The organism is Okeania sp. SIO2F5, assembly GCF_010692685.1.
GTDB classification, from domain to species: Bacteria; Cyanobacteriota; Cyanobacteriia; order Cyanobacteriales; family Microcoleaceae; genus Okeania; species Okeania hirsuta.
Genome location: NZ_JAAHGU010000127.1, coordinates 1 through 20,828, shown reverse-complemented (window position 1 = coordinate 20,828; position 20,828 = coordinate 1). Strand labels below are relative to the sequence as shown.

Genomic DNA, 20,828 nt, shown 5'->3' with positions numbered 1-20,828 from the left:
TTATCTCTCCCCAAATCTTCCCTCTTAACCTTTTCTCTCTTACCTTCTGTCTCCTGTCTCCAGTATAGCTGTCTCCTAGTCAAAAAAACTTGATATTTATATGAAGATACGGTTAGGGGTTCTATAAGTATTCAACTGGACATGATATTAGAGATTAGAGATGAGTATTAAACTGTACCTCACTCTCCTCAAAAGTGCTGTAATTAGCTGGATTATATATAATACCAAGCGTCAAAAAAGAATGTTACGAATAGTAAGAGGAATAAAAAGACAAATGCAGGATATGTCCTTTGACAAAGCGGTCGATCTTCGGAGCTTCCCGTAGGGTGGGATGGCGATCTTCGGAGCGGGTCTGTAAGAACGGGTCTCCTCGCCATATCCAATCGACCAAGAGAGCGGTGGGACCCCGCGACGACGCCAGTCACACCTGGTAGCGCACCAAGAGAAAAGAATGATTTCCGACCTGAAAAATGGTATTGAAGCTATTCCCGTGTGACTCGGTCCGACTGAGTTACCCTCCTGGGAGGGGGAGGGGCGAGGGGTGGGTTGACTCCTCAGAAATATCCTAGCTATTTGTAGCAAATATTTATTGATTTGGTATAAGTGACACAAATCACAAAAAAACAAAAATATACTCATATATGTAAGTTTTAAGAAAACAAGTTAATATTTATATTGATATCTAGATTAATTAAATTCTGCTACTACTGGAAAATGGTCTGAAGGAAGTATTCCATCATATTTTTTATTCTCTACTTTCACACTGTGCAAATTTAATCTACTGTCATAATAAATAGTATCAATAGGCAGAAAAGCTTTGTCTGTAAAATCATTATAAGTCATCTGATTACTTAATTTTAAATTAGATAAAACATCTAATAAACACAATCCATTTTTCAAAGGATTTAAAAAAGTATTTCGTACAATAGAACCTGGTTGGTCGTTAAAATCTGCTGTGACAAAAATTAATGATTCTTTGTCAGGATTTAATTTTTCTGTTTGTAGGGAATTAAAGATTAATTTAGCACCTAATTCTCTAGCTTTTTTACTGTTATAATCCAAGTGCGTATTAATAATAATTATTTGCCGATTATCTTCAACAAGATTAAATCTTGCCCAACTAGCTATTCTGGGTAAATGATTTCCCCAACTAGAAGTAATACTACCTGGTATATCTGGTGTTTCACTCAGCCAAAAATCTCCATGGTCGAGACAATTTAATCTATCTTTCTGATAAAATATTGCACAGTGTTCATCATTACCTGTACCTCTTCTATCAGCTCCAAGACTGCAATAATTAGGCAATAATTGCTGTAAATCTAATAACTGATTTACTTTAAGTTCTTGAGTGCCAATTATATCTGGAGCATATTCATAAATTAGGCTAGCTACAGCATTTTTTCTGACTTCCCATCGATGATTTCCAGGGTCTGGTTTATCATATCGAATATTAAAAGTAATAATTTTGATTACCATGATTTTAGGTAGTAGTTGATAGGTGGTAGGTGGTAGATAAAAAAAGCTTAGGGAATAATTAAACTTGAAAGCCTCTTCTTTGAAGAAATAAAGACTTTGAAGCAGACATAAAGAAAAAATCTTAGGTTGTCCTGCTCGCGTAATAGTGAAGATATATATTTTTTAATTTCTTCCCACACTCCCCACACTCTCTCTACCATTACTATGTACCACCACCAAATCTTATTCGTATTCTATCCGTTTTAAAGCTATCCATTACCCACATCTTTCTTAACATAAAGCTTGACTTTAGAGACGAGTTATGGGTAAGTCTTGACTTTTTTTTGACAACTTCAGTAGTTTTACTTAGCTACTATAATTTTTTCTCCTTTCTCCCCTATTCCCCACAAGGGTTTCAAGACTTATGGGTAAGTGATAGGTTTTAAAGAGAGGTAATTATTAATTATTAATTGTAAATTATTAATTATTAATTATTGAACGCACTACCTAAAATCTAACTTTTTCTGATTAACTTCAACAAGTTTGTTTTCAGCGTGCGTGACTGTGGGTTTTTAAACAAAAGTTAGTTCGCAGTAATGCTCTGGAAAAATTTGCTTCCTAACACCTAAAAACTAACACTTAAAAATCAACGAAAATCTCGCCATAAAAAATTCAACTATCGCAATTATATTTTTAGTTGCAAGCTTATGCTCAAAGGTTATAAATAACGTGATAAATAAAAAAATTACTAATATAAATACTAGGTATGATTTCAAATATATTAGGTTTATCTTAGTTAATTGTTATTTTAAAACCCTACAATTTATTTAAGATTACTACATAGCTAGTCAAGTATGATTTGAAAAATCATTGACATCAACTTAACATACAAATTTGATGATAAACATAACAAGGAAAGCCTCTCAGAGAGCGACAGCAACACTGTGAGGCCGATCTATCTATACAGAATCTAGTTATCTTCTGACAATAAATTTTAGATAAGGTTCCCTAATTACTCAAAATTCTTAAATTTTCATTTATATTCTATCAAAATTCTTCAATATAATCGAGAATAAATAGGCATAATTTATTTAGTAAATTATGACTTTAAAGATAGTAATAAAAAAAATTAATTTTTGGGAAAAATGACAGAAAAAAACAAAGTTCAACAATCAATTTTAGCTAGTCAAGAATATCTATTGAATCTGCAAAAACCACAAGGGTACTGGTGGGATGAATTAGAATCAAATGTAACAATAACAGCAGAAATAGTTTTACTACATAAAATTTGGCAAATCGATAATAAAAGACCTCTTGATAAAGCAAAAAATCATCTAATTTCCCAACAACGAGAACATTGTGGTTGGGAATTATTTTATGGGGATGGGGGAGACTTAAGCACTTCTATTGAAGCTTATATGGCTTTGAGATTATTAGGTGTTGCAAAAACAGATCCAATCATGCTTAAAGCACAAGATTTTATTATTAAAAAAGGAGGTATTAGTTGCAGTAGAATTTTCACGAAATTACATCTGGCTTTAATTGGATGTTTCAACTGGCAAGGTATTCCTTCTATTCCTCCTAGCATAATGCTACTTCCTGAAGATTTTCCATTTACTATTTATGAAATGTCAAGTTGGGCAAGAAGTAGCACTGTTCCACTATTAATTGTGTTTGATAAAAAGCCGATTTTTTCAGTTAATCCCACAATTAATCTGGATGAACTTTATGCTGAAGGAATTAACAATGCTACTTTTGAATTACCTCGTCAATATGACTGGACAGATTTATTTTTGGGGTTAGATAAAGCTTTTAAATTTGCAGAAAATTTTAATTTAATGCCTTTGCGAGAAGAGGGTTTAAAAGCAGCAGAAAAATGGATTCTGGAAAGGCAAGAAGTTACGGGTGACTGGGGAGGTATTATTCCGGCAATGTTAAATTCTATGTTGGCATTGCGGTGTTTGGAATATGATGTGGCAGACCCTGTGGTGGTGCGGGGGTTGGAGGCAATAGATAAATTTGCTGTAGAAACTGAGTATGATTATTGGGTACAACCTTGTGTTTCTCCTGTATGGGATACCGCTTGGGTAATACGTTCGTTGGTTGATTCTGGTATTCCTCCTAGTCATCCGGCAGTGCTTAAAGCTGGGGAATGGTTATTGCAACAGCAAATTTTGGATTATGGTGACTGGGCAATTAAGAATAAATTGGGTAAACCGGGGGGTTGGGCGTTTGAATTTATCAACCGTTTTTATCCAGATATAGATGATACGGCAGTAGTGGTTATGGCTTTGGATGCTGTGGAGTTGCCTGATGAGGAATTGAAACGGGTGGCGATCGCTCGTGCTATGGAATGGGTAGCTTCGATGCAATGTCAACCTGGGGGTTGGGCAGCTTTTGATGTGGATAATGACCAAGACTGGTTAAATGGTATCCCCTACGGAGATTTAAAGGCCATGATTGACCCGAATACGGCGGATGTGACGGCGCGGGTGTTGGAAATGGTTGGTTGTTGTAGGTTGTCTATGGATAGTTGGCGGGTGAAACGGGCGATCGCTTATTTGGAAAGAGAGCAGGAAGGAGAAGGTTGTTGGTTTGGTCGGTGGGGAGTTAACTATATATATGGTACGAGTGGAGTAATTTCGGCTTTGGCTGTTGTGGCGCAGGAAAGTCATAGAGATTTTATTGAGAAGGGGGCGAGTTGGTTGGTTGGTTGTCAAAATTCGGATGGCGGATGGGGTGAGAGTTGTTGGAGTTATAATGACCCGTCGTTGAAAGGGAAGGGAAAAAGTACAGCTTCTCAAACTGCTTGGGCGTTGATTGGGTTATTAGCTGCGGGGGAGGCAACTGGTAATTTTGCTAGGGAGGCTATTGATGGGGGTGTTGATTTTTTGGTATCGACTCAGAAGGATGATGGGAGTTGGTTAGAGTCAGAATTTACTGGTACTGGGTTTCCCTGTCATTTTTATATTAAATATCATTTTTATCCGCAGTATTTTCCTTTGATGGCTTTAGGAAAGTATGAGAATTTGTTAAGTGGTTGAGCGATTATCTTGCCACTCAGCAAAGGGAATCGCTCAACTTTACCTCTTGTCTATAGCCCAATTAACTTTTTCTAAGCTTGCTTCTTGCGCTTCAGACCTAAACCCAAACCTCCAACAGCGAGGAGTCCGAGGATAGTGCCAGGTTCTGGTGTTACCCTTTTTTGCGTGAAGGTGTTCTTGAAGCCATCGAAAGTGCCACCCTCTGGAATGGAGACTGTATTCATAACACTGATAAACTGATACATCGTTGGACCAGGAATAGGCGTTGGGGTAACTGAATTTCCATCAGAACTTACTAGCTCAAGTAGTAGATTGCCAGTTCCACCAGACCCATCTGTCACCTGTGCTTCAACTCCGCCAGAAGTTACATCACTATTAAGACCTACTTGATCAAAGAAAAAGTCAGGGTTGGCGATTGTAACATCATAAGTAGCTGTACCTGTGAATGAACCTAAAGTTTGACCGGGATCTAATTCAAGCTCAAATGTTTCTCCATCACTAGCTACTCCGATTATAATTTGAGCACCAGCAGGTATGTCGAACTCGGCAATAAGTTCAAAATTACTAAAAGTTTTATCAAAACAAGTAATAGATCCCATAGGGATCTCAGAACCAGTTAGTCGGCCACACTCACCAGGAGTAAAAGTGGCTGCTCTTGCTGAAGGAGATACCACCAGAGAGAGAGGAACAGAAAGCATTCCCAGACTAATTCCGACTGGAAGCAACTTTTGTAATAAAGAAAATTGTTTCATAAGTTTTCCTATGAAAAACCTCAAAAAATGTTTTACTCAAGAATTACTTAGTGGGACTTAGATAAAATTCAGGCAAAAAATGGCATCAAATCTATACAGGGAGAGTATTTTAGGTAAAAAATGGATAAATCTAGGAATAATCGGTGTTTTCCCATGGAATGCGGAGCTAACAACAATTTTTCGGTCTTTGACGTCCTTCCCATGCCTAGACTAACTTTGATAAACTTTCTAGCCGACAAAATGTCTAATGGGACTCAAACAAAACAGCAATAGAAAATAGGCTCAAACATAGACAAGCAGAGGTTTTTAGGTCTAAAAGGTATAAATCCTTAACTACCAAGGGTTTCAGCAATTTTTAGGTCATTGACGTAATTCCCTTGTCTAGAATGACTTTCAGACAGTTTTTCTCCCAGAAAATGTCTAAGTTCCACTAAGTATCATTAGTTATAAGTTGATAATAGTGCCAACAAAAAAATAAAACAATAACAAATCAGCATCTTTACTGAATCTTTATATAGTAAATATATTAGTTTTTCAAATACTTCTAAATTCCAGATCAACCAATAAACTTTTCTACCGCCTGAGAAGCGCTATATAGTAACAATGTACTAGAATAAAGGATATAGAAGATACCATTAACTACTTCTCGCTCGATTAGCGTTTGGTTTTTGCCCTCGTTTTTGAGGTTTCGGTAGCAAAGGTTCTAGTAGTTCCCACTCGCGTTCGCGCAGCGTCCCGGAGGGAATCGCTTAGGTCACTGGTATAAGATTTTCGCTTTTTGCGGAGAATTTACAGAGGCGATCGCGCCTTTTAGAATTTAACCGTATAAAAGTCAATTTATAGCAGTCGCCATTACTGTATTTGATATATCAGCCAAATTTTTAGTTATCTAGGAGAGAAGGAAAAACTTCTTCCTTCTACTATTGCGATTTACATTTTGGTCTTCCACTAAAAAATGTAGCAATGAGTAAACAAACAATACCAATATTAATCGAAACATCTGCCACATTGAACACGGGAAAATCTATGAGGCGAAAGTGTATAAAATCTACAACATAACCCAAAATGAACCTATCAATACCATTACCCAGTGCCCCTCCTAAAATTAAACCGTAGCCCAGTTGTTCCCATTTATTAAATCTAGGCCCAAACAAAGCCCAGGCCATGAGGCCAAGACTAACAATCAAAGACAACCAACGTAACCAATATACCCCACCATTACTAAATAAACTAAAAGCTGCCCCAGTATTAGTCACATAAGTAAAATGAAATACACCAGGCCACAAAGCCAGACTTTCTCCAAGTTTAAAATTTTGTACCACCCAAAATTTAGTCAAGTGGTCTAACAAAATACTAATAATAGCAGCTATCCAGAATAAAAGATTTTTCTGAAAACGTAATTTCAAGGTTAACAATTACTATATTTATTTTAATTTATTCGTAAGCATTCAGTTGTCAGCTATCAGCCATCAGCTATTGCTTTTAGTTTTAGATAAAAGCTTTACTAATTGAGCCATAATTTATACTTACTATAAAAGCTGGCTGAAACAATCTATATTCATTTAAACCCCCTTATAAGAGCTGAGAGCTAATAGCTGTTTCGCAGCATTCCGCAGGAAATGCTTACATTTATTCTACAATTGAGCAAGAACTTTTTAAGTCAGCATTGATATTATAAATTTAGTTTAGGGAAAAGGGAATATATGTAGAAATTTTTTGTAGTGGAAAAAAATGTAATCTTTTTCTATTTTAGAATTAGATATCTCTAATAAAATAGTAAACGTCGTAGGAAATAAGCCATAACTGCTACAGCACATATAATTCCTAGTTGTCCTGGTAAAGGAAAAATAGAATATCTATATATAGCTTCAAATAAAGATAATGACTCTACCTTTTTCCAGCCGAAAATACTGCTGATAATTAGATAAGTTAATCCAGTTGCATGAATACTTAACAAACCAAGTAAACAACTAAAAGTTAATGACTCTAGCTTGGGATATGCTTGAAAAGCTAAATTTCCACATATCCATGCCCCAGGAATAAAACCCAATAAATAACCAAAACTAGGTTCTCTCAAATAGCCTATACCACCGCCTTGACTAAAGACAGGTAATAAAGTTAGACCTAACAATATATAAGCAATTTGAGAAATAACAGCAGCATTTTTTCCACCCAAACAACCGACAAACAAAACAGCACCAACTTGGTAAGTTACTCCTAACGAAAAAGTTTTAACTTCTTGTTGTTCCCAAATCCAAGTTGGACTTGCAAAAGAGGCAGGTAAAAATGTCGCAGCAATTGTCAAGAGTAAACCTGTAATTGCCCAAAGTAATTGAACTGTAATTGTCACGACAATTAACAATTATTTCTTAAATATAGACTGTTATTCTACCACCTCAAACCTAATTAGTTGGAATAGGAGCTTCCCCACCTTTCAGTCCCAGAGATTCAAGCATGGCTTGGTCTCTTTCTGGAGGTTGACCAAGAGTTGTCAGATAATGGCCAATCAACATCGCATTAATACCAGCTTTAAGGCCTAAGTTTTGCAATTCTCCCATCACAGCTTCTCGGCCTCCAGCATAGCGAATAATTTGTTCTGGTAAAATCAGACGGAAAATAGCGATCGCCTTCAAAGCATCGTAGGGGTCTAACTTCGGCAATTCACCTAAAGGTGTACCTTCACGAGGGTTTAATAAATTTAAGGGTACAGACTCAACCTGCAACTCTCGCAAAGCCAAGGCCAAATCTATCCGGTCTTCCCAAGTTTCTCCCATACCAATAATACCTCCTGTGCAAGCTTGAATACCTGCTGCTTTGAGGTTTTTCACAGTTTCTACTCGGTCATTCCAGCTATGAGTAGTGACTATTTCGGGGTAAAACTGCTCGGAGGCTTCTAAATTATGGTTATAGCGAGTTACTCCCGCCTCTGCCAATGCTTGAGCTTGTTCTGGTGTTACTTCTCCCAAAGCACAACAAGGCTTAATATTAGTCTCAGCAATAATTTGCCTTACTGTAGCCAAAATTTGCTCAAATTCTGTAGATTTGGGACTGTTATACTTAATACCTCTACCTTGAGAAACCAAGCAAAATCTTTTAGCTCCACCAGCTTCTGCTGCCTTTGCTTGAGCTAATATTTCTTCTGTAGATTTGAGGCCATAAATTGGAGAAGCTTCTCCTGGATGATGGACTGACTGGGAACAGAAGCTACAGTTTTCTGAACAGCCTCCTGATTTAACATTAATGATGCTACATAGGTCTACAACATTACCACAGCAAGCTTGACGGACTCTATCCGCAGCTTCACAAAGTAGTAGTATATCTTCTTGTCCTGCTATCTGGGTCAGGGTAATGGCCTCTTCTCGGTTCAGACGATACCCAGAAATAACTTGCTCGGCCAAGTTTTGCAACCATGTTTCTAGATGTTGTTTCTTATCTGACGAAGATAGGAAAGCTTTAGTGTTTGTTTTTGTATTAGTTGATGGGGGTGCTTGAACCACGGCTAGCCTTTTAATCGTAATAATTTCATCTAATGTCGTAGAATCTTAGCATTTTTTTCTACCGTTCTACATTATTAGCTTCAGTGCTACAAATTTCTTTACTAAATATATCTGTGAGGTAGACCTAATTCTTTATTATTTATCTTCTGTTCCCTGTTCCCTTTTCCCTAAAACCAAGGAATTATGTACCTCACGCTTTTTAGAAATTGCTATATTTAAAATTTGTTAACTTTTTCTTTACCTATTTTTTACCTGTTTTTTACCTATTCTTTACCTTCATATGTTCAACTTGCATTAACGTTATGTCTTGTGTTTAAAGTCAATATCACAATTTAATAGTTATGCCACCTAGTATCAATTTTAGTCAGATAATTCGTAATACTTCCAAAGTATCCCTAGTAGCCTTAACAATTGGTCTAGCTACTACAATTACTGGAATAAAATATGGCCTTGCTCAACAAAAAGTCGCCCTAGTTGGTGCTGGGGCATCTTTTCCAGCTCCCTTATATCAGCGTTGGTTTGCCGATATGAGAGATAGTCGTTCCGATGTTCAGGTAGATTATCAATCAGTTGGTAGTGGTGCTGGTGTGGAGAGATTTACTCAAGAATTGGTAGATTTTGGTGCTAGTGATGTGGCAATGAAAGATGATGAAATTGCCAAAGTGGGTAGGGGAGTAATGATGCTACCTATGACTGCAGGTAGCGTTGTCTTAGCTTACAATTTACCAGGTGTATCCAACCTAAAATTATCCAGGGAAGCTTATGTAGATATCCTTTTGGGTAAAATCACTAAGTGGAATGACCCCAAAATTGCTGGTGCTAATTCTGGTGTGAGTCTACCAGACTTACCAATTACTGTAGTTCATCGTTCTGATGGTAGTGGAACTACAGGAGTTTTTACTAAGCATTTGAGTGCTATTAGTCCAGAGTGGAAACAGAAAGTAGGTGAAGGAAAAACTGTTCAGTGGCCTACAGGTGTAGGTGGTGCTAAAAATGATGGTGTGGCTGCTTTAATTCGTCAAACAGAGGGTGGCATAGGTTATGTAGAGTTTGGTTTTGCTAAGAATGCTGGTCTCCCTACTGCAGCTTTGGAAAATAAATCAGGCAATTATGTGAAAGCTTCTTTGGAGTCTGCTAAGTCTACTCTGGCCGCAGTGAAATTACCAGGAAATCTCCGTGCTTTTATTAGCGATCCTGAAGGTGGTGGTTCTTACCCTATTGTTACTTACACTTGGATGCTGATTTATGGCCAATATGATGATGCAGCTAAAGCTCAGGGTATAGAAAAAATGATTGAGTATGGCTTAAATGAGGGTCAAAAGGTAAGTGCTGATTTAGGTTATATTCCACTTCCTGACAATGTTCGTCAGACAGTTGCATCAGCTGCTGATAAAATTAGCTCAGGCTACCAAATAAGTCTCAAATAGAATTTCCTACGGAATGCTCCGCAAACAGAATTTAGAATTTAGAATTCAGAATTTAGAGGAGTTAGGGAGAAAAAATATCCGTTGATTTTTCTATCCTTATCTACTCAGAACTCTAGCTTTTTTAGCTTTTTAGACCGAAAACATTGCACCTTTTTTCACTCTAAAAATCCTCAATTTTTTACAGATAAAGGCTTTGACAGTTAATCAGCAAGCCTTAATTCTGAGATTGACTTTTCCCCGCTCTAAAGAGACGGGGATTATCTTATCGCTAAGAGAGCTTCCTCTTTCAACGAGTCTGCTTATTTGTCTGAATAAATATTTCCAAAATACTCTAAAGTGATACTTCAATTCTTAAGTGATTAACACAGACTGAATAACTTTTTTGGTAACTGGCACGCCAGTTATTATTAATTATTTTGATCTTTACTTTTCTCCTACTCCACCGCTCAATAAAATGTAGCAAACATTTATCAAATTGGTATTAATTTAGGATAGATGACCTACTACCATAACAACTTAATATTAACTATTTCCTATTTTTTAGCCAATTATTATCAATTATAGCCCTAGGCATTAAGGTGTTTGACATGAGTAGAAGCTGTTTGCGCAGCATTCCGTAGGAAAAGCCTTTTGTCTTCATCTGTTGCCTATTGCCAGATGAGCTGTTGCCTTGCGCGTAGCGCTATATCAAAAACTATTAACCTATCCTTAACCTAAATAGGTTAAGCTTTCGTTTATTCTTTTTGGTGTCTAGGTATAGAAAGCTAATAATTATGCAATTTGCTATTAATCTTGCTCGAATAACTCGTATTACTGTAAAAATGTCTGCAGTAGCTTTGACAATTGGTTTAGCTGCCTGCGGTGGTGGCGGTGACACTGACGGTACAGGTGGAGGTGCTCAAGTAAACCTCGTTGGAGCAGGAGCTTCTTTTCCGGCACCTCTGTATCAACGTTGGTTTCAAGAGTTGAGTCAGAGTGACCCTAACCTACAGGTAGATTATCAGTCAGTAGGTAGTGGAGCTGGTATTGAAAGATTTACTCAAGAATTAGTAGATTTCGGTGCTAGTGATGTGGCAATGACAGATGAGGAAATTGCTCAAGTTGGTCGGGGTGTGATTTTGCTACCGATGACTGCTGGTTGTGTTGTATTAGCTTACAATTTGCCTGATGTTCCTGGTCTGAAGCTTTCCAGGGAAGTTTATGTAGATATATTATTGGGTAAGATTACTAGCTGGAATGACCCTCAGATAGCTGCAATTAATCCTGATGTAACTTTGCCAGACCAAACAATTACGGTTGTATATCGTTCTGATGGTAGTGGTACAACTGGAGTTTTCACGAAGCATTTGAGTGCTATTAGTCCAGAATGGAAAGAGAAAGTTGGAGAAGGTAAAACTGTTCAATGGCCAGTAGGTATTGGTGGTGCCAAGAATGATGGTGTAACTGCTGGCATCCGTCAAACTGAGGGAGCAATAGGTTATGTTGAGTATGGTTTTGCTAAGAGTGCTGGTCTAAATATGGCTTCCTTGGAAAATAGCTCTGGTAATTATATAGAAGCTACTGCTAAATCAGCAACTGCAACTTTAGAAGCAGTAGTATTACCTGAAAATCTACGAGCTTTTATTACTGACCCAGAAGGGGAAAATTCTTATCCAATTGTGACTTATACTTGGATGCTTGCTTATGGTCAATATGATGATGCAGGTAAAGCTCAGGGATTAGAAAAAATGATTGAATTTGGCTTAAATGAAGGTCAACAAATTAGTGGTGAAATAGGTTATATTCCTCTACCTGATAATGTACGTCAAAAAGTTTTAGAAACTGCCGATAAAATTAGCCCAGATTACAACATGACTCTCAAGTAGCATCAAATGAATCAGGTGTTAGGTGTTAGGTGTTAGGTGAATAATCTAAAATCTGCTTAGAGACTGTTTGTAAAGTTTTGTAATATACAATGATTGACCTTTAAACTGTAACAACTTGGTTATTTATCCCAGATTTATAGGCTGAAATACCTAATTTGCCAGGGGTAAAAAAACTTCATAATTCATTTACAAACAACCTCTTAGAGAAACCACAGATGATTATGTGATTTTATAACTGCTCGAGCAAGTGTTCTACATCTATCATCCTTGAAACATAGCCACATTGAAGAAGTAGTCGGTTAGAGAAGCCGTCAGATTAACAAGTAGTATAGCAGTCTAAGGAAAGGTGAGGACAGATCATAAAGCTGAAAATTCAGACAAAGCCAGATTTTTCCTTCTGCCTCTCTTGGTGCGCATTCCCTCTCTTGGTCAGCATTCCGCAAGCGAGCTGGCGTCGTCGCGGGGTCTGACCGCTTGCGTCTGTCGCCGACGCGGGGTCGCACCGCTTCTGCCTTCTTCCTTTTGCTATATGGGTGAATGGCCATTAGCGAGCGCACAACTACGTTAACCCTCGTACAGTAAGACCGAGAATGGAGTCGATGGGAATTCTCACCCCACCAACTGCATTGGCATTGTTGTATAGCAATGAGCGCTGGTATATTTACAAATTGCAGGAGATGCCCAATAGCTAAAAGTCTTATATTATAGGCAATTTATCCCCCCTGTTGCCTGTTGCCAGATGAGCTGTTGCCTGCGCACAGCGCTATAGATGGTGGGGTATTAGACCAAATTGATAAATGTTTGCTACAAATAGCTAGGGTATTTCTGAGAAGTCAACCCACCCCTCGCCCCTCCCCCTCCCAGGAGGAGAACTCAGTCTGACCAAGTCACACGGGAATGGTTTCAATACCAGTTTTTAGGTCATAAATTCTCTTTTCTGTGAAAGGAACATCTCCTGCACCTGCCTTTTAATCACACTTATTATTCGTAACATTCTTTTTTCATGCATGGTATTAGACCCACTAAAGAAAAAGATAATTCAGAATTATAAATTCAGTTCATTGCACTAATTTTGAGATAATATAACCTCAAAATTAACCTAATAAAATCTTTGAAGTTGACTCAATAACTCCTTGAAAATGTATATACCTATTTGAGGTAGATAGAGTTCAATAATGGATAATTGATAATTGATAATTGATAATTACCTCTCCCTAAAAGGAAGAGGATTGAATAAAAGGAAAATTAATTCATTGTTTCTCCTTTAAAGGAGAGGCTTTAAACCTTAATTATTCGGTAAAAAATTTTATGGTTGCACAGTCTAAAGTTAAAGAAGATAGTCGGTCTCGGACTAATACAGAAAGAAAGTTTGATGATGGTTTTATTACTGTTACTAAAGTTTTTGCTTGGGGTATTGCAGCTATTTTAATATTGATAGCTTTAACAGTAGCTTGGCAAGCAATACCAGCTATTAATGAATTTGGCTTTACCTTTCTATTTAAAAGTGTTTGGAATCCTGTTGCTAATGATGGAAAGGGGGATTATGGCGCATGGCCAATGATTGTAGGAACTTTAATTAGTTCATTCCTCGCCTTATTTATTGCAGTTCCCCTGGGTTTAGGTACAGCGATATTTTTAAGTGAAGGATTTCTTCCTCCAAAAATTACTACTCCATTAACTTTTATGGTGGAATTATTAGCAGCTATTCCTAGTGTAGTTTATGGTTTATGGGGTATTTATGTTTTACTTCCTTTACTCAAACCAATTGAGGCTTTTCTAGGTAATTATTTAGGATGGATTTTGATTTTTTCTCTTCCTAAAGGTGTTAGTGCAGGGGGTCCGGGAATGTTCCCTGCAGCTCTAGTTTTATCAATAATGATTTTACCTATTATTACAGCCATTTCTCGTGATTCTCTTGCTAGTCTTCCTCCCGATCTACGACAAGCTTCTATGGGTATAGGAGCTACTCGTTGGGGTACTATTATTAGGGTATTAATTCCAGCAGCTTTTTCGGGAATTGTTGGTGGAATAATGTTAGGTTTGGGTCGAGCAATGGGAGAAACTATGGCTGTAACAATGTTAATTGGTAATGCTAACTCGATTAAACCTACTCTTTTTGCTCCGTCTAATACTATTGCTTCTTTGATGGCAAATCAATTTGCTGAAGCTTCTGGTTTACAACTTTCTGCTCTGATGTATACAGGGATAATTCTGTTTGTTTTAACCCTACTCGTAAATATATTAGCTAATTGGATTGTTAATCGAATTAAAGCAAAGTATTAAAAAAGCGGTCAGCAGTCAGCAGTCAGCAGTCAGCGTTTAGAAGGGGATTAACCAGAGCTGCTAAAAGCTGAAGTCCGAAGTTCCTCTGCAAGAGGCTAGCTGTTTGCGGATAATTCCGTCAGGAAATGATCAATAATTGATAATGGATAATTACATCTCCCTGAAATGAAGAGGATTGACAAATAAGGAAAAAATAAATTTTTTCCCTTGAAAGGGGAGGATTTTAACCCTAATTGTTTAATTATTTAATTATTAATTATTTGGTAAAAGCTAATAGCTATTTAATTAGCAGGAATTAATACAAATAAATTGATTTGACTCTGGATTAGTTACTACTTTTATACTGATACTATTCTGATTAATTATGGCAGATATTACCTATAATCAACAACAACCAGAATCTATTGTGAGTCTGAAAAGAAACCCAAGCAGACCAAGGGAAATATTTAATAAAGTGATGACTGTACTATCAGGTGCTTGTATCGGCATCACTCTTATTCCTCTATTTGCTGTATTAATTTACGTTTTTATTAAAGGATTATCTCGTTTAAATTTAGATTTGTTTACTAAGTTACCACCCGCAGCAGGTCAAACTACTGGTGGTATTGCTAATGCGATTTTAGGCACAATTATGGTAGTAGCAATTGCTAGTTTAATTGCTGTTCCTTTTGGTGTTTTAGCAGCAGTTTATTTATCAGAATTTAGTGATGAGGAAACTGCCCGTCCAATTCGATTTGCTACTAATGTTTTGAGTGGTGTACCATCAATTATTGCTGGGGTATTTGCCTATAGTTTACTGGTACTATCTATGGGGAGGTTTTCAGCATTTGCAGGTGGAGTTGCTTTAGCGGTTTTGATGTTACCGACCATCGTTAGAACTACTGATGAGGCTTTACAAATAGTTCCTAGGGATATTAGATGGGCATCGGTGGGAGTTGGTGCTTCTAATTATCAAACTGTTTTACAAATAGTTTTACCTGCTGCTTTACCGGGTATTATTACAGGTATTACTCTTGCTATTGCTCGTGCTGCTGGAGAAACTGCTCCATTACTTTTTACTGTTGTTTATTCTAATAATTGGCCTCGCGGTCCATTCGCTCCGACTGTTCCATCTTTGGCTTATTTAGTATATGAGTTTGCTCGTAGCTTTGATGTTGTTTTACAGGAGTTTGCTTGGGCGGGTTCTTTAGTTCTGGTTTTATTGGTTTTAATTACTAGTATTCTTTCTCGTTGGGCAACTAGTCAAAAACAGTTTTGATTAAAGAATGAATAAGGGAAACGGAAACTTCATAAATAAATAACAGTGATTAATTAATGACGCTTTATTTATTATACTTTGTGTCTATAGCAGAGAGGAGTTGAAAAAATATTTCCTTTTATTCGATTCATTATTACTCTATGTCCTAATCAATTCAATATTTGGTATAGCAAAATTATTGCTTTTTTTACTGCTTTAATATCAATCAATTTGCTAATCAAGATTGGTTGATTCGTGAAATAAAATTATACCTTTTTGATTTCAAGTTAAGGGAAAATGGATAATTTTTTATGTAAGTGAAGTGAAATACATAATATTTTATCTTCTATGTTCCTTCATTACCTAAAAAGCGTAAATTTTGTACCTCAATTTAATGAATCAAGGCTATATAAAAGATAATTAGGGCTTGCTGATTAAATATAAAAGCATTGACATTTGAAGAAGGAGACAGGAGACAGGAGACAGGAGACAGGAGGAAAATTACATGGGGATTCTAACCCCAAGTAATTTTGAACACCGTGTAGATGGTGGGGTATTAAACCCACAAAGAAAATGATAAAGACAAGTGCCTTTTTGGGAACGAAAAAAGTGCGCCTGTTTCAGTCTAAAACGCTCAAAAAGGAGCGTATTTTAGGCGCATAGTTGGGCAGAAAAATCATTCTTACAAAACTTAGCTCCTACTTCCTCGCTCCCGATCCATTTCTCCTGTCTCCTGTCTCCTACCCCTACTAAAATACTTTTTCAGCAAACCCTAATTATAGCACTATGAAAATATCAGAAAAACAGCGATTAAACCCTATAAATTTTATGGGTAAATGATTGAGGTGAAGCTGATAGTTATAAATAGCAAATACACAAATAATTTTGAAACTAAATTTAGGAGGTAATATCTCATGCCAGAATCTCAACAAAATCTTTCTAAACAAAAATCTGCCCCCGCTCTTTCAGCAGATAATGTTAGCGTCTTTTACGGAGATTTTAAAGCCGTGAAAGATGTTTCTATGGAAATTCCTAAAAATCAAGTAACTGCTTTTATTGGACCTTCAGGTTGTGGTAAAAGTACATTATTACGATGTTTTAATCGTCTAAATGATTTGATTAGTATTTTTCATTTAGAAGGTCGTATTCTTTATCATAATCAGAATATTTATGACTCAGATGTTGACCCTGTAGAAGTACGCCGACGTATTGGAATGGTATTTCAAAAGCCTAATCCTTTTCCTAAGTCAATTTACGATAATATTGCTTATGGGGTGAGAATTAATGGTCTGGCTAAGTCTAAAGAAGAAATGGATGAGATAGTAGAGCGATCGCTACGACAAGCTGTTCTCTGGGATGAGGTTAAGGATAAACTGGGACAAAGTGGTTTTGCTCTTTCTGGGGGTCAGCAACAACGTTTATGTATTGCTCGTGCGGTTGCTGTTAGTCCCGATGTGGTTTTGATGGATGAACCTTGTGCTTCTCTTGACCCTATTTCTACTATTAAGGTTGAGGAGTTAATTAATGAACTCAAGGAAAATTACACTATTATTATTGTGACTCATAATATGCAGCAGGCGACTAGGGTAGCGGATGTAACTGCCTTTTTTAATGCTAAAGCTGCTGAGGGTGGTAAACGCTTTGGTTATTTGGTTGAATTTGACAAAACTCACAATATTTTCCAGAACCCAAAGGAAGAAGCTACTCAACAATATGTAAGTGGTCGTTTTGGTTAAATATTGAAGAAGGAAGAAGGAAGAAGGAAGAAAAAATTGATGGGGACTCAAACCCCAAGCAATTGCCAACACCGTGTAGATGGTGGGGTATTAAACCCAAAATGAAAAGATAAATTTTTATCATTATTTTTTTCTGGATTTGATACTCATCAAGTCCAGTTTTTTTTATTTAAAAAACTTTAAATTTACAGCACTTTTGAGGATGGTGAGGTACAGTTGAAGATTAATATCTATCTTTGTAAGGCTTCTAGCCTGTAACAAGCAGGATGCTTACCAAAATTACTAAATAAAATTTTGTACCTCACTAACTCCGAAATTGCTGTAATTAAATTTAGGTTTTTTCTGGCTCAATAACCTTCCTCTCTCTTCCCTCTTCCCTCTTCCTTCTTCCTTCTTCCTTACCAAGTTTTTCTCGGCAACGTTCAACATATAGACTGGCAATAGTATCAGTAGAGTTTTGCCTTTTCACTTGTTGAAAATATTCTAAAGCTGCTGCAAATTTACCTACCTGCCAACCCTTAATTCCTTTCTTGAATATCGATAGGTTGGAAATTTTTTCTGCTTCAATAATACTATTTTCAGTCCCCAATAATTCATAAATATTCATAGCTTTCTGCTTTCCACGAAGCGTCACTTTATCAATCCATCTGTAATAAATTTGCTCAGAAAATAGATTATTATTTTGTAACTGAGTGTCTGAATATTTTACTTGATTAATAATTCTGAATTTATCTTCTATATATTCCTGTGCTTGACAGCAATTTTTACATTTTTCTATCTCTGAAATTACTAGTTCACTCACAATAATTGAACAACAATAAGTCTTAGTCAAACTTTCTAAACGTGATGCAGTATTAACCACATCTCCAATTACTGTAGAATCCATTCTTTTTTCAGAACCCAAAGTACCAATAACCCCCATACCTGTATGAATACCAATACCAATTTTTACAGGTTCCGTAAGATTATATTTTTTATAATTAGCATTAAATTCTTTTAAATTTTCCTGCATCATTACAGCAGCTTTTAACGCATCTAAACTATGGCATTTGTGTTTGTCAAATACTGCCATAATTGCATCCCCTAAGAATTTGTCTATAAATCCTTGATTGGCAGAAATACAAACACTCATTTGTTGAAAAAAAGAATTTAACCACTTAAAAGTATCTCGTGCATTTTGTGATTCAGCTATTGCCGTAAATCCTCTAATATCACAAAATAAAACTGTTAATTCCTCTTCTGCCACATCTCCAAGTTGAATAGAATCTAATCCTTGAGGCGCTATTCTTGATAAAAATTGCTCTGGTACAAAAAGTCTAAATTTTTCCGAAAGATGCTGATTTATTTTTTCTGCTGCTAATAATTGAAGATTACTTTGTCGATCCGTCTGTTGAGTATTTTGATATTTATTAGCTTGAGAACGTATTTGATTGAGCTGCAAAATATTAGCTACTTTTGCCAGAAGTAAACGACTATTGAATGGTTTAGTAATATAGTCATCTCCCATCAATTCTAAACCTTTCAATTTGGAATTTTCATCATCCAAAGCCGTTAAAAAAATGATAGGGATTGTTTTTAATTGATAGTTTTTACGGAGACGGTGACAAACTTCAAATCCATCAATTTCAGGCATCATTACATCAAGTAAAATTAAATCAGGATGAAAATTGCTGGCAACTTTTAATGCTTCTTTTCCTCCATTTGCTGATATAGTGATGTAGCCTTCTGATGCTAATAGTGCTTCTAATAGGATGACATTATCTGGCTCATCATCAACTACTAGAATAGATGACTGTTTGTTTGGCATTTAATTTATTTAAATTGATTAAATTTGATAAAATTTCTGGATTTAAATTTTTGAGCTTTGAGAGTAATCTGATAATATGGTGGTAGTAAAATTGCGCAAATTTAATGTAATTGAAAATTTGTAAATTGAGTATTTTTATGTAGAAAATTGTCATCTAGTATTGAATAAGTTTTTGAGATGCCCCTAACCAAAAATCGATGCTTTTAATAATTTTACTTTATTGGCAAAATATATAATGTAGATGGGTATAAATAAATGTCATACGCTACATCAAAAATAGGAATTTTTGGGAGCAAATTGTGAGGAAAGCAATCGTAACTATAGAATTGCTTTGCTACAGAATGCTCCGCAAACTTACCTCGCTTCGGACATTTTAGATTTAATTTCACCTACCTACTTAATGTGACTAAATATTTACTATTTTTAGTTTAGCTTTTTTAACTAAATTCTCATATATTTAAAAAATGGTAATTAATTCTAGATATAATTTCTGATTTTTTTTTGACAAAAGTATCTTTTTATGATATGTAATTTAGAAATTCTACTGATATTTTAATTCGAGATTAATCTAAATTACACAAAACTGAGGGAATAGGAAAAAATCAATTATCTAATTCTTGGACTCTCCTTATATCAAATCCGGTAGCATTGGTTTAGTTAGGGTTTGCGCTCAAAAGTCTGAAAACGGTTGATTTGTGATTCAAAGAAAGCTGATTATAACTTATTATTATCATCATTTATTCAGCTATAACTTTAAATTATAAAATACACCGCAAAAACAGTTTTTGGAGCAAAAAAGTACAAAAAAAGAGAAAATGCCTCTTCCCGCGAGGGTAGAAAGGTTGATTACTAAAAAGGTAATTGCGATCGCAGTCATAGAAGTTTCAGGAAGTTTGGCCATCACTTTCCCCAGACTAAATCCTCTTTTTGCTTGCCCGAATTTACCCTCAATATGGTTCCCCAATCTTTCATCCAAGTTAGCTTGTTTCTTCTGTTCTTTATCAATATTTTTTGCTGGTCTTCCCAAGGGAGGACCGCTGATTCTAATACCTTTCTCTTTACAGAATTTTCGGTTTTCTCTACTTCGGTAAATCTTATCTGCATCAACTGACTCTCGGTAGTGACCTCTGTAGTTTTTAAACTCTTCAACTTGAGACTTTAAATCTCCTGATTCATTATAGTTATCCCAACTTATTCGGTGTAAAAATACATATCCATCTATACAACTTGCAGACAACTTAGCTCCAAATTCTGTGTTAATTCCTGCTTTTCCTCTCACAATTGGACGGACATGAGGTTTATTTAAACTTACTATCCTGTCCTCTATTCGTTGTTTTCTGTTCTCCACATACATTGTTATTGACCATGTATTTCACTCACGACCAACAAAGTTTTATATTGTTTTTTACTCAGACTTTCTAGACTCGCACCTTTCTTTATTCGCAGGTCTATGGTGGTTAAATTTTTACTGACATATTTCAGTTGTTTTTTGATGGCTTTCCTGATTTCTTTACGAGTCAGTTGTCTTTTTTTGGCTACCTTTAAATATTCTTTTCTTGCTATTTGACGGTGAGTAATTGGTTTTTGATGCAACTGGTTTTTGATGGTTTTATAGAGAATATCTATGATTTTTTCGGTTTTTATTCTGCCTTGATTTAATAGATTTAAGTCCGTCGGATAACTGAGATCGGCCGGAGCACAGGTGCCATCTATGATTAATTTACC

General features: G+C 36.1%; 13 protein-coding genes and 1 pseudogene. 7 read left to right on the top strand and 7 right to left on the bottom strand.

The genetic code is table 11. From position 1 onward, the window contains the following. Positions 1 to 687: 687 nt before the first annotated feature. A complete protein-coding gene (locus F6K27_RS26335; RefSeq protein ID WP_287274326.1) occupies positions 688 to 1,476 on the bottom strand; it encodes an endonuclease/exonuclease/phosphatase family protein in 789 nt (262 codons plus the stop codon). 1,124 nt (positions 1,477 to 2,600) lie between these two features. On the opposite strand from F6K27_RS26335, the gene shc reads away from it, so the two are divergent. Next, positions 2,601 to 4,499 (top strand): squalene--hopene cyclase, encoded by a 1,899-nt coding sequence (gene shc / locus F6K27_RS26330; RefSeq protein ID WP_287274325.1) that lies wholly within the window; start codon positions 2,601 to 2,603, stop codon positions 4,497 to 4,499. 71 nt (positions 4,500 to 4,570) lie between these two features. Here shc and F6K27_RS26325 read toward each other — a convergent pair whose 3' ends face one another. From F6K27_RS26325 to bioB, 4 genes are all read right to left on the bottom strand, one after another. Next, positions 4,571 to 5,251, bottom strand: coding sequence for a PEP-CTERM sorting domain-containing protein (locus tag F6K27_RS26325; RefSeq protein WP_124155130.1), 681 nt, complete (start codon positions 5,249 to 5,251; stop codon positions 4,571 to 4,573). A 920-nt stretch (positions 5,252 to 6,171) separates the two neighbouring features. Beyond that, entirely contained in the window at positions 6,172 to 6,666 is a 495-nt protein-coding gene (gene lspA / locus F6K27_RS26320; protein ID WP_124143368.1) for a signal peptidase II, read from the bottom strand. A 350-nt stretch (positions 6,667 to 7,016) separates the two neighbouring features. Next, entirely contained in the window at positions 7,017 to 7,601 is a 585-nt protein-coding gene (locus tag F6K27_RS26315) for a biotin transporter BioY (RefSeq protein ID WP_124143369.1), read from the bottom strand. Between the two features lie 52 nt (positions 7,602 to 7,653). Further along, a complete protein-coding gene (bioB, locus tag F6K27_RS26310; protein ID WP_287274323.1) occupies positions 7,654 to 8,748 on the bottom strand; it encodes a biotin synthase BioB in 1,095 nt (364 codons plus the stop codon). A gap of 341 nt (positions 8,749 to 9,089) precedes the next feature. On the opposite strand from bioB, the gene pstS (F6K27_RS26305) reads away from it, so the two are divergent. The 6 genes from pstS (F6K27_RS26305) to pstB all read left to right on the top strand — a co-directional run bounded on the left by pstS (F6K27_RS26305) (position 9,090) and on the right by pstB (position 17,296). Beyond that, on the top strand, positions 9,090 to 10,175 hold the full coding sequence (gene pstS, locus F6K27_RS26305; RefSeq protein ID WP_287274321.1) for a phosphate ABC transporter substrate-binding protein PstS: 1,086 nt from the start codon (positions 9,090 to 9,092) through the stop codon (positions 10,173 to 10,175). Positions 10,176 to 10,948: 773 nt separating this feature from the next. Beyond that, on the top strand, positions 10,949 to 12,040 hold the full coding sequence (pstS, locus tag F6K27_RS26300; protein WP_287274319.1) for a phosphate ABC transporter substrate-binding protein PstS: 1,092 nt from the start codon (positions 10,949 to 10,951) through the stop codon (positions 12,038 to 12,040). 747 nt (positions 12,041 to 12,787) lie between these two features. Then, positions 12,788 to 12,922 carry a hypothetical protein gene (locus F6K27_RS26295; RefSeq protein WP_287274317.1) on the top strand — a complete coding sequence of 45 codons (135 nt, stop codon included), beginning with the start codon at positions 12,788 to 12,790 and terminating at the stop codon, positions 12,920 to 12,922. 426 nt (positions 12,923 to 13,348) lie between these two features. Further along, positions 13,349 to 14,323 carry a phosphate ABC transporter permease subunit PstC gene (pstC, locus tag F6K27_RS26290; protein WP_287274315.1) on the top strand — a complete coding sequence of 325 codons (975 nt, stop codon included), beginning with the start codon at positions 13,349 to 13,351 and terminating at the stop codon, positions 14,321 to 14,323. Between the two features lie 364 nt (positions 14,324 to 14,687). Further along, positions 14,688 to 15,581, top strand: a complete 894-nt coding sequence (gene pstA, locus F6K27_RS26285; protein WP_287274314.1) for a phosphate ABC transporter permease PstA — start codon at positions 14,688 to 14,690, stop codon at positions 15,579 to 15,581. 893 nt (positions 15,582 to 16,474) lie between these two features. Then, positions 16,475 to 17,296 carry a phosphate ABC transporter ATP-binding protein PstB gene (gene pstB, locus F6K27_RS26280; protein ID WP_124143376.1) on the top strand — a complete coding sequence of 274 codons (822 nt, stop codon included), beginning with the start codon at positions 16,475 to 16,477 and terminating at the stop codon, positions 17,294 to 17,296. A gap of 331 nt (positions 17,297 to 17,627) precedes the next feature. Here pstB and F6K27_RS26275 read toward each other — a convergent pair whose 3' ends face one another. Further along, positions 17,628 to 19,103 carry a response regulator gene (locus F6K27_RS26275; RefSeq protein WP_287274312.1) on the bottom strand — a complete coding sequence of 492 codons (1,476 nt, stop codon included), beginning with the start codon at positions 19,101 to 19,103 and terminating at the stop codon, positions 17,628 to 17,630. Between the two features lie 745 nt (positions 19,104 to 19,848). Then, positions 19,849 to 20,828, bottom strand: a pseudogene (locus F6K27_RS26270) (transposase); the annotation flags it as partial.